Genomic DNA, 14,437 nt, shown 5'->3' with positions numbered 1-14,437 from the left:
TTATTTCAAAAACATGCGACAACACGCGCCTCTACACGCCTAGCCGATCAGATTCAATGCCACTTTCCGGCACATGCGCGCCAGCCGCTCGGCAAACAGCGCCTGCCCGGCGCGATCGCGGACCAGATCCTGCCGCATCTCGATCCCGACATAGGGGATATTGTTCGCTTCGGCATGGCGGTTCATCGTCGCGTTGAGCAGCGTGCCCGAATAGGGAAGCTGGTCGCCGACGGTCATGCCTTCGTCGGCCAGCGCCGCAATCGCGGGCGCCGCCAGCCGGTCGTCCGCATTATAGAGCACCCCGACATGCCACGGCCGCGCCTGGGCGGGGTCGCTCGCGAGCGAAGGCGTGAAACTGTGCAGCGACACGATCATCGCCGGACGCCGCGCCGCAATCGTCGCGGCGATATGCGCATGATAGGGCCGGAAAAAGCGCGCCATCCGCGCCTCGCGGCCTTCATGACCCAGCGCATTGCCGGGGATCGCATGCCCGTCGCTCGCAATCGGCACCGCCCCCGGCGCATCCTCGTCGCGGTTGCAGTCGACCACCAGCCGCGACACGCCGCCAAGGATCGCTGCGTCGACCGAGCCGTTTTCGACCAACAGTTCGGCCACTTCGGTCACGCCGAGATCGATGGCGATATGCTCGCGAAGCAGGGCGCGATCGATCCCGAGATCGATGTCGCGCGGGACAACGGCCGATGCATGGTCGCCGATCAGCAAGACGCCGCCGGCCCGCGGAGCCCCGAGCTGCCGCCAAGCCTCGCTCACCGGAGCGTCCCCGCCATTTGCCACCAGGCTGGATGGCGCTTTGCCAAAGCAAGCGCCGCGGCATCGCGCTCGGCGGGTGCGTCGAACAGCGCAAAGCAGGTCGCGCCCGACCCCGACATCCGTGCGAGCCATGGCTTCAGCGCGCCGAGTTCGGTGAGGACATCGACGATCGCGGGGCACTGCGCGGTCGCGGGCCGCTGCAAGTCATTGCACGAAGCGAAAAGCTGCGCGCGCAGATCGGGTCCGGTGAACAGCGGGCCGCGGTCGACACCGTCCCACGCCGCAAAGACCGGCCCCGTCGCAACGGGCTGCCCCGGATTCACGAGCAGCACCGGTGTTCCGCCCAGCGGCAATTCGGGAACAGGGCTCAACTCCTCGCCGACCCCGACGCCCAGACAGGTCGCGCTTGCAACGCAGGCTGCAATATCGGCGCCCAGCGACCCGGCCAACCGCGCGAGGGTGGCGTCGCCGAGTTCGGGAAGGAAATGCCGCCGCACGAGCCGCGCCATCGCCGCCGCATCGGCCGACCCACCCCCGATTCCTGCCGCCACCGGCAGGCGCTTGGTCAACCGGATCGTAAGCGGCGGCACCCGCGCCGCGCCATAACGCTCGCGCAGCAGCGCCAGCACACGAAGAACCAGATTGTCGCCGCCGGCGCTCAGGCCCGCGGCAAACTCGCCGTCGATCGTCAGCGCGTCGGCGCCCGCTTCCTCGGCGTCGATCGCATCGCCGTCATCGACGAATGCGAACAAGGTCTCGATCGCGTGATAGCCGTCGCTCCGCCGCGCGCGGATATGGAGCGCGAGGTTGATCTTTGCCCAGCCGGTTTCCTGCATCGCCGCCATCAGGGCGCCATCGTCGCCTGTGTCATCCCGTCGCGCAGCTTGGCTTCGATCCGCGTCGCCATGTCGGCCTCGGCGAGCAGCGCCGCCGCGCGCCAGGTGTAGCGCGCCTGGAATTTATGCCCCGCCTGCCAATAGGCGTCGCCCAGATGTTCGACGATCACCGCATTGTTCGGATCGCCGCGCTGCGCCTTTTCGAGCAGCGAGACCGCCTCGTCGGTGCGTCCAGTGAGGAAATAGGCCCAGCCGAGCGAGTCGGTGATGCTCGCGCTCTGCGGCTCGGCGTTCCACGCCGCCTCGATCCGCCCGAGCGATTGTTTCACATCCTTGCGACGCTCGATCGCCGAATAGCCCGCGAAGTTCAGGACCGTCGGGTCGTCGGGCAGGATCGTCAACGCCTGGTCCATCAACGGCTTTGCGGCTTCCCAGTCATTCGATTGCAGCAGCAGTTCGGCACGCGCGATCAACAGGCTGCCGCGCAGCGCCTTGTCGGTCGCATCGTCGCCCAGCGTCGCCTCGATTCCCGCATAGGCGCGCGCTGCCGCAGCGCGGTCGCCCCCACGGCGGGCGATATCGGCGAACCGGACCAGCAGGCTTCGCGCCGGCGCGCCGCTGCCTGCCGCGACCTCGGCGTCCTTCGCCGCTCCGGCGAGGTCGCCTGCATCGGCCAGAAACTCCGCGCGCCGCATCTGCAACACCGGCGGCATCGGCTCTTTACCGGCAAGCAGCGCCATCGCGTCGCCGCGCTGGCCGTTGCGATCGAGCGATTCGATCAGCGCCGAGCGCACCGTCCAATCCTTGTCGTCGAGCCACCAGGCGGCGCGCGCAAACAACAGCGGCAATTTGGCGCTGCCGTTCGGCGTCCTTGCCAGTCCGTCGGCCAATATCCCGAGCCAATGCGCCATCCCGCCGCGCGGCGTCGATATCGGCTGATCCGACAGCAACAACACCGGGTCCTCGCGCCCTCCGGCTGCCAGCGCTATGCGCCCGCGCAACGCTTTTGCGGCATCGGCCTGCCCGGCCGCGTCGAGCGTGGCGGCAAGGCGAAGCGCTACAAGCTGGCTCGTGCGGTCGGTCAGGACGGTACTGGTCGCCAGCGTCGCTGCCTCGGCAGGGCGCTTCGCCACAGTTTGAACGATCGCCGCTTCGAGCGCGAGCGCCGGCTCGGGCCGCCCCCTGCCCGCCGCGGCCACGATATGCCGCTCGGGCGCCGCTTCGCGCGCGCCGACGTCGATCCAGCTGTTGAACGCTGGCTGGATCAGTTGCGCGATCGCATCACGGCCCGCCTTGTCCGACCGGCCGCCCAGATAATCGCGCGCGCCCTTCCAGTCCGATCGGCGCATCGCGTCGACGACCAGCACGAGTTGCGCATCGAAACGATAGTCGCCCGCCATCCACAGCTGAACCGCCGCGTTGCGGGCAGCGGGCAGATCGCCTGCCTGGATTGCCTGCTCCAGCATCCGCCCGCGCAAGCCGGGAAGGCCCGGCGCCTCGCTCGCAACCGTCGTCAATGCCGACAGCGCCGCAGCCGGATCGCCCGCTTCCTCCGCCAATCGTGCCCGCGCCAGCGCGTCGAGAGCCGACCCGCCGTCAGTGCCGGTCGCCTGCGCGGGAGCGGCCGCCGCGAGCGCTGCGGCGATCAAGGCAAAGCGAACGGACTTACATGTTCGGGTAATTGGGGCCTCCGCCGCCTTCGGGAGTGACCCAGTTGATGTTCTGGGTCGGGTCCTTGATATCGCACGTTTTGCAATGGACGCAATTCTGCGCGTTGATCACGAATTTCGGGTCGCCCACATCCTGTCCGACGATCTCGTAGACGCCCGCCGGACAATAGCGCTGCGCGGGTTCGTCGTACATCGGCAGATTATATTCGACCGGGATCGACGGGTCTTTCAGCTGAAGATGGACCGGCTGGTCCTCTTCATGGTTGGTGTTCGAAATGAACACCGAAGAAAGGCGATCAAAGGTCAGCACGCCGTCAGGCTTCGGATAGTCAGGCTTCGGCATCATGTCGGCGCGATAGAGCGTCGTATTGTCGGGATGATGCTTCATCGTGAAGGGCACGCGAATGCCCAGCGTTTCAAGCCACATCGTCATGCCGGAGAAGATCGTCCCGGCCAGGTCGCCAAATTTTTCAACCAGCGGCAGGACGTTGCGGACGACGCTCAATTCCTTTTTGACCCAGCTCTCGTCGAACGCTGCCTGATACGCGTCGAGCGCGTCGTTCGTCCGTCCGGCCGTCACCGCCGCAAAAGCGGCTTCGGCCGCCATCATCCCCGACTTCATCGCGGTATGCGTACCCTTGATGCGCGGCACGTTGAGAAAGCCCGCCGTGTCGCCAATCAACGCGCCGCCGGGAAACGCCAGCTTGGGCACCGACTGCAGGCCGCCGTCGCTGATCGCGCGGGCGCCATAGGAAACCCGCTTGCCGCCCTTGAGGATCTTCGCGATTTCGGGATGCGTCTTCCACTTCTGCATCTCCTGGAACGGGGAGATGTGCGGATTGCGATAGTTGAGCCAGGTCACGAAACCGAGCGCTACCTGTCCGTTCGCCTGATGATAAAGGAAGCCGCCGCCATTGGCGTTCTCGTCGAGCGGCCATCCCTGTGTATGGATCACGCGGCCCGGCGCATGATTGTCGCCCGCGATGTCCCACAGCTCCTTGACGCCGATGCCGTACACCTGCGGCTCGCTATCGGCGTCGAGCGCGAATTGCGGCTTCAGCATCTTGGTCAGATGCCCGCGCACGCCTTCGGCGAAAAAGGTGTATTTCGCGTGGAGCTCGAGGCCAGGAGCGTAATCGGGCTTGTGGCTGCCATCGCGCGCGATGCCCATGTCGCCGGTGGCGACGCCCTTGACCGAGCCGTCTTCGTTATAAAGGATCTCGGCGGCGGCAAAGCCCGGGAAGATTTCGACGCCCAGCCCTTCGGCCTGTTCGGCAAGCCAGCGGCACAAATTGCCGAGGCTGCCGGTATAAGTGCCCTTGTTGTGCATGAAGCCGGGCGAGATGAATTCGGGCAGGCTGAATTTCTTCGCCTTTGTCAGTACCCAATGCTGGTTGTCGTTCACCGGCACTTCCGCCAGCGGACAGCCCTGAGTCCGCCAGTCGGGGAGCAATTCGTCGAGCGACTTCGGGTCGATCACCGCGCCGGAAAGAATATGCGCGCCGACTTCGGATCCCTTTTCGAGGATACATACCGACAGCTCGCCGCCCGCTTCATTCGCCAGCTGTTTCAGCCGGATCGCCGCCGAGAGACCTGCCGGTCCCGCCCCGACGATCACGACGTCATAGGGCATCGATTCCCGTTCGCTCACCGCAAGTACCTTTCTGCCGTCCCTGCGCGGGATCATTCATCGTGTCCCGCGCTCATTCTGTCACGAAATGCGATGCCCGCCAATTGACGTGTCCGTCAACAGCCTGTTTCAACAAATCACATGGGTGGGCAAAATTCAGCTTTGCTGGCGGAAAGCTATCACGACTGGTGGTCGCTTGCCGGCGTCGATGCGCTTGTGGGCGAAGCGCCGGCGGGCTGGCTGGCGGTGCCGGCGGCAAATGACGCCCCGACGAAGCCGAAAATCGCGCCGATTGCCGACACCGAGCCGGCGCCTTTGCCTTCGGTGCTTCAGCGTCAGGAAGCGCCCGTCGAAATCGAGGCAAAGGGTCCGGTCGTCGTCCCCGATACGTGGGATGCCTTCCAGTCCTGGCTCGCCGAAAGTCCCGACGTTCCCGGCAGCCAGTGGGACGCGCGCCGCGTGCTGCCCTTGGGCAAGCCCGAAGCGCCGTTGATGCTGCTCACCGCCTGGCCGGAAATCGACGATCAACGCGACGGCGCACTCTTTTCCGGGCCCGCCGGGCAATTGCTCGACGCGATGCTGCGCGCGATCGGGACGACGCGTACCGACTGCTATCTCGCCAGCCTTGCCGTGACCCGCCCGCCCGGCGGTCGCTGCGACGAAAAGGAAGCCGCCGACCTCGACCGTTTGCTCTGGCACCATCTGCGCCTCGCGAAGCCGGGGCGCCTGCTGCTGGTCGGGAGCGACATCGTGCGAATGGCCGCCAATCTTCCGCTCGCCGATGCGCGCGGGAAGTTACTCGATATTAACCAAGATGGCGGCAAAGTGGATGCCGTGGCAGTCGCGCATCCGGCGATGCTGCTCGCCCGGCCGGCGCAAAAAGCCGCCGCCTGGGACAGCCTGAAACTGTTCAACCGGGGACGTTGACAGATGCAGAAAATGACCAAGACTTTCCTTTCATGCGCTTTTGCCGCTCTGGCAATCGGTGCTGTGCCCGCGATCGCGGCCGATGCGGCGTCCAATGATCTTATCGCTGCACCGCAGACGGTGCCGGACACGCTCTCGTCAAAGCAGAAGCAGCTTTATACGCAGGTGCTCGCTGCAATCCGCAGCCAGCGCTGGGCCGACGCCAGAAGCTTGCTTGCCGATGACAATGGCCCGCTCGGCGATTTCCTGCGCGCCGAATTGCTGACCGCCGCGAACAGCCCCCGCGCCGAAATGGCGGATATCGTGCCGCTCTTGTCGCGCTCGCCGCAACTGCCGCAGGCCGACCAGCTCGGCCGGCTGGCCACGAAGCGCGGCGCAACCGACCTGCCGATGCTCCCGCTGCAGTCGCGGCTCAGCTGGGCTGGTACGGCGCCGCGCCGTGTCGGCGCCGACACCGTCGGCGACCCTTTCGCCGCCGGCCTCGCCCGCTCGATCCCCGACCGCATCAAGAATGACGATCCCGCGGGCGCCGAAACGCTTTATCTTGCCGCTGCCGACAAGCTGACGCCCGAGGCGCGCAACGAATGGCGGCAGAAGATCGCCTGGTCCTATTATATCGAAAATGACGATGCGAGCGCGCTGCGCCTGTCGAGCGAATGCGCTGCGGGTCGTGGCGCCTGGCCGACGCAGGGTGCGTGGGTGCAGGGGCTCGCGTCCTGGCGCCTTCGCGATTATCGCACCGCGCTGACCGCTTTCGATCGCGTCGCGCGCGAAGCGCCCGATAGCGAGCTGCGCGCCGCAGCCTATTATTGGGCCGCCCGCGCCGCCATCGCCGTCGGCGAACCCGCGTCGGTCCAGCCGCGCCTTCGCGCCGCCGCCGCCAACGAAGAAACCTTCTACGGGATGCTTGCCGCTGAAACGCTGGGCGTCGAGGCCGGATCGCAGCGCGAAACCATCCGCCCCGACCGCAGCGCCTGGCGCGCGCTCGAGGATCTGCCCAACGTCCGCGCGGCAATGGCGTTCACCGAGATCGGCGAAGACGGCTATGCCGACGAGCTGCTGCGCCATCAGGCGCGGATCGGCGAGCCGCGCCAGCACGAACAGTTGATCGGCATGGCGCAGGCGCTCAGCCTGCCCGAAACGCAACTTTATCTCGCGCACAACACGCCGCAGGGCCGCAAGCTCGCCGCCGCGACGCGCTATCCGCAGCCCAAATGGCAACCCAACGGCGGCTGGCGCGTCGACCCCGCGCTTGTCTTTGCCCACACGCTCCAGGAATCGCGTTTCCAGCGCAAGGCGATCAGTCCCGCAGGCGCGACGGGCCTGATGCAGGTGCGTCCGGGCACCGCGTCCGACCTCGCCCGCTGGGGTGGCGACGGCCGCGCGCCCGGCGATCTCAAGGTTCCTGCCGTGAACATGGATTTCGGCCAACGCTATCTGCAATATCTCAGCAAGGACAGCTCGACCGGCGGCCAATTGCCCAAGGTCATCGCCGCCTACAACGCCGGCCCCGCCCCGATCGCGCGCTGGCAGACCGAGATTCGCGATGGCGGCGATCCTCTGCTCTATATCGAATCGATTCCTTATTGGGAGACGCGCGGCTATGTCGGCACCGTGCTCCGCAATTACTGGATGTACGAAGCGCAGCAGGGCAAACCCTCGATTAGTCGCGCTGCGCTCGCGCAGGGCAAATGGCCGCGTTTTCCGGATGGCAAGGATCGCGTGCGACTGACCTGGGCCGGTCCCGCGGGTCTCGCCAATGCCGATTGACGACAGCCTTCCCTTCAAGCCCGTCCGCATCGCCGTCCTGACCGTATCGGACAGCCGCGGCGCCGCAGACGACCGGTCGGGCGACAAGCTGGAAGAATTGCTGACGGAAGCGGGCCACATCCTTGCCGCCCGTGCCATCATTCCCGACGAAGGCGCTCTTATCGTCTCGCGCCTTCACAACTGGATCGACGATCCGGAGGTCGATGTCGTAATCACCACCGGCGGCACCGGCGTCACCGGCCGCGACGTGACGCCCGAAGCGCTTCACCGCCTCGACGGCAAGGACATCCCCGGTTTTGGCGAGCTGTTCCGCTGGCTCAGCTATCAGACGATCGGCACCTCGACGATCCAGTCGCGCGCCTGCGCGGTCGTTGCGCGCGGCACCTATATCTTTGCGCTGCCCGGATCGACCGGCGCGGTGACCGATGCCTGGGAAGGCATATTGTCGACCCAGCTCGACAGCCGCCACAAGCCCTGCAACTTCGTCGAGTTGATGCCGCGGCTAACCGAATAGCCGATTTGTTCTTTATTTGTTCTCATCGGAGCGCTATTCTCCTCCGATGGAATCGTCGAAGCCCCTGCCCCCGATTTCGGGTCGCGGCGCCCCCACCAACTTGCGTCCGACCCGCACCGGCTCGCTTGCCCGAGAGGATGACGGCGACTGGCTCGATGCAGCGGGTGACATCGACGGCGCGTCGGCGCCGCTCCGCACAACGGTGACGGTCGAACATCCCAGGACGATCATTTCGCGCAACAGTTCTCCCGACATCGGTTTCGATCGCTCGATCAACCCCTATCGCGGCTGCGAGCATGGCTGCATCTATTGCTTCGCGCGGCCGACCCACGCCTTCCACGACCTGTCGCCGGGGCTCGATTTCGAGAGCAAGCTGTTTGCCAAGCCCGACGCGGCCAGGCTGTTGCGGCACGAACTGGCGAAGCGCGGCTACAAGGTCGCGCCGCTGGCGATCGGCACCAACACTGACGGGTACCAACCGATCGAACGCGAATGGGGGATCACGCGGTCGATCGTCGAGGTGCTCGCCGAGACGAAACACCCGCTGCTGATCACCACAAAATCCGACCGCCTGCTGCGCGACATAGACCTTCTCGCCGCCATGGCGCGCGACAATCTTGTCGGCGTCGCAATTTCAGTGACGACGCTCGATCCGAAAGTCGCCCGCACGCTCGAACCGCGCGCACCGCACCCGCGCCGCCGCCTCGCCGCGATCCGGCAATTGGTCGATGCGGGGGTGCCGACGCAGGTCAATATCTCGCCGATCATCCCCGCGATCACCGATCACGAGATCGAGGCGATCATGGCCGCCGCCGCCGAAGCCGGCGCGCTCCGGGCTTCGTACATCCTGATGCGCCTGCCGCACGAGGTCGCGCCGCTCTTCCGGGCCTGGCTCGCCGCGCACTATCCCGACCGGGCGGAAAAGGTGATGCACATGGTGCAGGACATCCGCGGCGGAAAAGACAATGATCCGAATTTCTTCACGCGGATGAAAGGCCACGGCATCTGGCCGCAGCTCATCCGCCAGCGCGTCAAACGCGCCGCCCGCGAGCATGGCATGGACAACAGCTTTCCGCCGCTTCGCTCGGATTTGTTCAAGCCGCCAGAGCGAGATGGGCAGATGGAGATGTTTTGAACGAAACCGTTTCTATGCCGCCGCCAGCGACTTCAGCTTATAATCCTTATAATCGTCGCGAAGCTGACGCTTGAGCAGCTTGCCCGTCGCGGTGTGCGGCAATTCGTCGACGAAGATGATTTCGTCGGGCATCCACCATTTGGCGATCTTGTCGCCCAGATAGTCGAGGATGCTCGCCTCGCTGACGTCGGCATCGGGCTTTTTGACGATCAGCAGGACCGGCCGCTCGTCCCATTTGGGGTGATAGACACCGACGGCGGCCGCTTCCTGGACGCCGGGCGCGCCGACCGCGGCGTTTTCCAGTTCGATCGAGCTGATCCACTCGCCGCCCGACTTGATCACATCCTTCGCGCGGTCGGTGATCTGCATGACGCCATCGGGGTGGATGACGGCGACGTCGCCGGTATCGAACCAGCCTTCGGCATCTGCGGCATCGGCGTCGGCCCTGAAATAGCGCTGGATGATCCACGGCCCCCGGCATTGCAGCCGCCCGCTCGTCTCGCCGTCGCGCGGCAGCTCGTCGTCCTGATCATCGACGATACGCAATTCGACACCGAAGGGCGGACAACCCTGACGCGCGACGATATCGACGCGCTCTTCAAAGCTCATCTCGTCCCAGTTCCACGGCCGTTTGCCCATCGTCCCGATCGGCGAGGTTTCGGTCATCCCCCAGGCGTGCGCGACGTCGATCCCGGCTTTCATGAAGCGCTCGATCATCGCGCGCGGGCAAGCCGATCCGCCGATGATCACGCGGCCCAGCTTGCCGTACCCGATGCCCGTCGCGTCCATATGCGCGAACATGGCAAGCCAGACCGTCGGCACGCCGGCGCTGTGGGTCACGCCTTCGTCGCGCATCAGGTCGCACAGCACCTGCGCATCGTTGGTCGCCGAAAAGACCAGCTTTGCCCCCACGGTTGCCGCCGCGAACGGGATGCCCCAGCTGTTGGCATGGAACATCGGCACGATCGGCAGGATCACGCTGCGGTTCGACATGTCGAACACGTCGGGCTGAATTTCGGTAATCGCATGGATGACGTTCGAGCGATGTTCGTACAGCACGCCTTTCGGATTGCCCGTCGTGCCGCTGGTATAGCAAAGCCCGACCGGATCGCGCTCGTCGAGCTCGACCCATGCGAAGCTGCCGTCCTCGGCGCCGATCAGGTCGCGATAGGAGAGATAGCCCTCGCGCGCGGGTGCGTCGAACAGCACGAAATGCTCGACGGTCGAAAGCTTGCTTCGCAGCCGCTCCACGATCGGCAGGAACATCGCGTCCAACAAAAGCACACGGTCTTCGGCATGGTTGATGATATAGACCAGTTGCTCGTCGAACAGCCGCGGGTTCACGGTATGCAGCACACCGCCCATGCCCGCGCTGCCGTACCAGCTGACCAGATGGTGGCCGTGGTTCATCGCGAGCGTCGCGATGCGGTCGCCCTTCGCGACGCCCAGCCTGGTCATCGCGGTGGCAAAGCGCCGTGCATCCGCGCCAACCTCGCCCCAGGTCGACCGCGTGATGCTGCCGTCGGCCCAGCGCGAGACGATCTCGCGCCCGCCATGTTCGCGCGCGGCATGGTCGATCAGGCTCGTGACGAGCAGCGGCTGACCCTGCATTCCCATAATAGCATCCTCGATTATCGTTGCCGCCCAGGAATAGAGCCGGAAATACGAACGGCGCAAGGGTGAAGCGGGCTAACGAACCCTGAAATCGCGCGGTGCGACAAGCGACAGCGCGGGTTCGGTTACGCCCGCAACCAGTTCGAGCCGCGACACGGCATCGGGACCCAGCGCGAAGCCGCGGCCCAGCTCGATCCTGATCTCGTCGTCGGTCAGCGGATCGCGCGTCACGATCACCACTTTGCCGCGCGCATCGTCGCGCTTTTCGAGCAGCCGCGCCATTTCGCCCACTGCGTCCGCCCGATCGACGCGGCACGTCAGCTGCAACGCCGCGGTCGCGGCAATATCGGCCAGCGGCTGCGCACCGCGCACCGTGACCCGCGGCGTCTCCTCGCCTTCGAGCAGGTCGAGTTCGACCGACAGAATCGCGCAGCCGCCATCGGCTGCCAGCGCTTCGAGCGTCTTGCCCGCCTGCTCGTCGAAACAGCTCGACTGGAATTGCCCGCTGCGATCCGACAGCGTCAGGTTGAGGAATCGGTTGCCGCGCTGCGACACCCGCGCCCGCGCGCTCTCGACCATTGCCGCCATCACCATCGGAATGCGCGTCCCCGGCGTCATTTCGACATTTTCGCAGATGTCGCCATAGCTCCGCGCGCCGCGTGCCGCGACGATCGCTTCATATTGTTCGACCGGATGCGCCGAGAAATAAAAGCCGAACGCTTCCTTTTCGCGCGTCATCCGCTCGGCCAGCGTCCAGGGCTCGGCGGCCGGAAGCTGGAGCACCGGCATGATCGCGACGTCGCCCCCAAACAGTCCGCCCTGCCCCGTCGACCGCTCGTGCGCCGAGTTGTTCGCGCAGGCGAGCAGCGCCTCGGCGCCGGCAAAGGCACGCGGCCGGTCGGGCTCGACCGGGTCGAACGCGCCGCCGCCCGCCAGCGCTTCGATCTGGCGGCGATTGAGCTGTTTGGGGTCGATGCGCGCGGCAAAATCGTCGAGGCTTGTAAAATCGCCCTTTGCATGGCGTTCGGCGACGAGCACTTCCATCGCCTTTTCGCCGACCCCCTTGAGCGCGCCGAGCGCGTAGCGCACCGTGAGCCCTTCCTCGTTGCGCCCCACCGAGAAATCGGCCTCGCTGTCGTTGACCGACGGCGGCGCGACCTCGACGCCCAGCCGCCGCATGTCGTCGATGAAGATCGACAGCTTGTCGGTCTGATGGCTGTCGAACGACATCGACGCCGCGAAGAATTCGTGCGGATAATGCGCCTTCAGCCACGCGGTCTGATACGACAGCAGCGCATAGGCGGCGGCATGGCTCTTGTTGAAGCCATAGCCGGCGAATTTGTCGATCAAGTCGAACAGCTCGTTCGCCGCCTTGGCGTCGATCCCATTATGCTCGCCGCAGCCTTTGACGAACGTGTCGCGCTGCGCGTCCATTTCGGCCTGGACCTTCTTGCCCATCGCGCGGCGCAGCAGATCGGCGCCGCCAAGGCTGTAGCCGGCCAGGATCTGCGCCGCCTGCATCACCTGTTCCTGATAGACGAAGATGCCATAGGTTTCGGCCAATATGCCTTCGAGCAGCGGATGCGGATAGGCGATCGGCTCGCGCCCGTTCTTGCGCGCACCGAACAGCGGGATATTGTCCATCGGGCCGGGGCGATAGAGTGCGACGAGCGCGATGATGTCGCCGAAATTGGTCGGCTTCACGGCCGACAGCGTGCGGCGCATGCCTTCGGATTCCAGCTGGAACACCCCGACCGTCTCGCCACGCTGAAGCAGTTCGTAAACCGCCCCGTCCTCCCACGCGAGCGTGTCGAGATCGACGTCGATCCCGCGCAGCGCAAGCAGGCGCTTCGCCTCCTTCAACACCGAAAGCGTCTTGAGCCCGAGAAAGTCGAACTTCACCAGCCCCGCGCTCTCGACATATTTCATGTCGAACTGTGTCACCGGCATGTCCGATCGCGGATCGCGATAGAGCGGGACGAGCTGGTCGAGCGGCCGGTCGCCGATCACGACGCCCGCCGCGTGGGTCGAGCTGTGCCGCGGCAGGCCTTCCAGCTGGCGCGCCATGTCGAACAGCCGCCGCACCCCGTCGTCCTGCTTATATTCGGTCATCAGCTCCGACACGCCGTTCAGCGCGCGCTCGAGCGTCCAGGGGTCGGTCGGATGGTTGGGTACCAGCTTCGCGAGCCGGTCGACCTGGCCATAGCTCATCTGGAGCACGCGCCCGGTGTCCTTGAGCACCGCGCGCGCCTTCAGCTTACCGAAGGTGATGATCTGCGCGACCGTGTCGCGGCCGTATTTTTCCTGGACATAACGGATCACTTCGCCGCGCCGCGTTTCGCAGAAGTCGATGTCGAAGTCGGGCATCGACACGCGTTCGGGGTTGAGGAAGCGTTCGAACAGCAGCCCGAGCTTGAGCGGATCGAGATCGGTGATCGTCAGCGCCCAGGCAACGACGCTGCCCGCCCCCGAACCGCGCCCCGGCCCCACCGGAATGTCATGCGACTTTGCCCATTTGATGAAGTCGGCGACGATCAGGAAATATCCGGGAAAGCCCATCTGGGTGATGACATCGACTTCGAAGTCGAGCCGCTCGACATAGGCCTGCCGCTCGCCCTCAGGCAGGTCGGGATAGAGCGCAAGCCGGCTGTCAAGGCCGGCGTGCGCATCGCGCTTGAGCTGCGCCGCCTCGCCTTCGCGATCGCCCGCAAGGCTGGGCAGGATCGGCGCGCGCTTCGGCGCCATGAACGCACAGCGCTGTGCGATGACGAGCGTGTTGCGCATCGCCTCGGGCAGATCGGAGAACGCGTCCTCCATCGCTTCGGCGGGCTTCAACCAGGCTTCGGGGCTTGAAACGCGGCGGTCCTCGCTCTCGACATAGGCCGACTGCGCAATGCACAGCATGGCGTCGTGCGCGGGGTGGAATTGCGGCTCGACGAAATTGGCGGGGTTGGTCGCCACGATCGGCAATGCCCGCGTATAGGCCATGTCGATCAGCGCATTTTCCGCCGCGACCTCGGTCGCATCGCCGCGCCGCGCCAGCTCGATATAGAGCCGACCCGCGAACAAGGCCTCGAGCTGCTCGACATAGTCATCGGCCGCAGTCTTCTGCTCGCCCGCCAGCAACCGCGCGAGCGCGCCTTCGCCGGCGCCGGTCAGACAGATCAGCCCGCCGGTTCGGCCCGCCATGTCGGAAAGCGTGACATGCGGATCCTGCTCGACCGGTCGCCCGAGGTGCGCCGCCGAGACGAGCGCACAGAGATTGTTGTAGCCGACATCATCCTGCGCGTAGAGCGCCAGCCAGTCGATCATCGGCGCGCCGTTCGCGAGCCGCTGCCCTGGCCGCGCCACGCTGAGCAAGGTTCCGACGATCGGCTGCACCCCCGCCGCCGTGCACGCCTCGCCAAAGGCCATCACGCCGTACAGCCCGTTGCGATCGGCGACCGCGATCGCCGGAAAACCACGGTCGCGTGCGGCTTTGGCAATCGCCTTGGGCTCGATAGCCCCTTCCAGCATCGTGTAACTGGAAAAGACGCGCAGGGGGACAAAGGGGCTGTAGGCCATGGGACG

The 14,437-nt window shown here is 65.7% G+C and carries 10 protein-coding genes; 4 read left to right on the top strand and 6 right to left on the bottom strand.

The annotated features are described in order from the left end of the window. Positions 1–39 precede the first annotated feature (39 nt). Genes ACO055_RS02200 through ACO055_RS02185 form a run of 4 tightly spaced genes read right to left on the bottom strand, consistent with a single transcriptional unit; the run spans position 40 to position 4,928 of the window. Positions 40–771, bottom strand: a complete 732-nt coding sequence (locus tag ACO055_RS02200) for an N-formylglutamate amidohydrolase (RefSeq protein ID WP_422060981.1) — start codon at positions 769–771, stop codon at positions 40–42. Beyond that, a complete protein-coding gene (locus ACO055_RS02195; protein WP_422060980.1) occupies positions 768–1,616 on the bottom strand; it encodes a 4-(cytidine 5'-diphospho)-2-C-methyl-D-erythritol kinase in 849 nt (282 codons plus the stop codon). Before ACO055_RS02195 ends, ACO055_RS02200 begins: the two co-directional genes overlap by 4 nt. Then, on the bottom strand, positions 1,616–3,256 hold the full coding sequence (locus tag ACO055_RS02190) for a tetratricopeptide repeat protein (RefSeq protein WP_422060979.1): 1,641 nt from the start codon (positions 3,254–3,256) through the stop codon (positions 1,616–1,618). The genes ACO055_RS02195 and ACO055_RS02190 overlap by 1 nt, the downstream gene beginning before the upstream one ends. A gap of 16 nt (positions 3,257–3,272) precedes the next feature. Next, on the bottom strand, positions 3,273–4,928 hold the full coding sequence (locus ACO055_RS02185) for an electron transfer flavoprotein-ubiquinone oxidoreductase (RefSeq protein ID WP_422060978.1): 1,656 nt from the start codon (positions 4,926–4,928) through the stop codon (positions 3,273–3,275). 120 nt (positions 4,929–5,048) lie between these two features. On the opposite strand from ACO055_RS02185, the gene ACO055_RS02180 reads away from it, so the two are divergent. The 4 genes from ACO055_RS02180 to ACO055_RS02165 are packed head-to-tail and all read left to right on the top strand — an operon-like array spanning position 5,049 to position 9,253. Then, positions 5,049–5,834 (top strand): uracil-DNA glycosylase family protein, encoded by a 786-nt coding sequence (locus ACO055_RS02180; RefSeq protein WP_422060977.1) that lies wholly within the window; start codon positions 5,049–5,051, stop codon positions 5,832–5,834. Between the two features lie 12 nt (positions 5,835–5,846). Then, on the top strand, positions 5,847–7,604 hold the full coding sequence (locus ACO055_RS02175) for a lytic transglycosylase domain-containing protein (protein WP_422060976.1): 1,758 nt from the start codon (positions 5,847–5,849) through the stop codon (positions 7,602–7,604). After that, complete coding sequence (gene moaB, locus ACO055_RS02170) at positions 7,594–8,118, top strand: molybdenum cofactor biosynthesis protein B (protein WP_422060975.1); 525 nt, start codon at positions 7,594–7,596, stop codon at positions 8,116–8,118. Before ACO055_RS02175 ends, moaB begins: the two co-directional genes overlap by 11 nt. A gap of 46 nt (positions 8,119–8,164) precedes the next feature. Then, complete coding sequence (locus ACO055_RS02165) at positions 8,165–9,253, top strand: PA0069 family radical SAM protein (RefSeq protein ID WP_422060974.1); 1,089 nt, start codon at positions 8,165–8,167, stop codon at positions 9,251–9,253. Positions 9,254–9,265: 12 nt separating this feature from the next. Here ACO055_RS02165 and ACO055_RS02160 read toward each other — a convergent pair whose 3' ends face one another. Then, positions 9,266–10,870, bottom strand: a complete 1,605-nt coding sequence (locus ACO055_RS02160) for a long-chain fatty acid--CoA ligase (protein ID WP_422060973.1) — start codon at positions 10,868–10,870, stop codon at positions 9,266–9,268. 72 nt (positions 10,871–10,942) lie between these two features. Beyond that, positions 10,943–14,431 carry a DNA polymerase III subunit alpha gene (gene dnaE / locus ACO055_RS02155; protein WP_422060972.1) on the bottom strand — a complete coding sequence of 1,163 codons (3,489 nt, stop codon included), beginning with the start codon at positions 14,429–14,431 and terminating at the stop codon, positions 10,943–10,945. Positions 14,432–14,437: the final 6 nt, after the last annotated feature.

Origin of the sequence: Sphingopyxis sp., from assembly GCF_965227415.1 — a bacterium.
Lineage (GTDB): Bacteria > Pseudomonadota > Alphaproteobacteria > Sphingomonadales > Sphingomonadaceae > Sphingopyxis.
The sequence above is the reverse complement of the archived record's forward strand: the minus strand, read 5'-3'. Positions and strand labels throughout refer to the sequence as shown.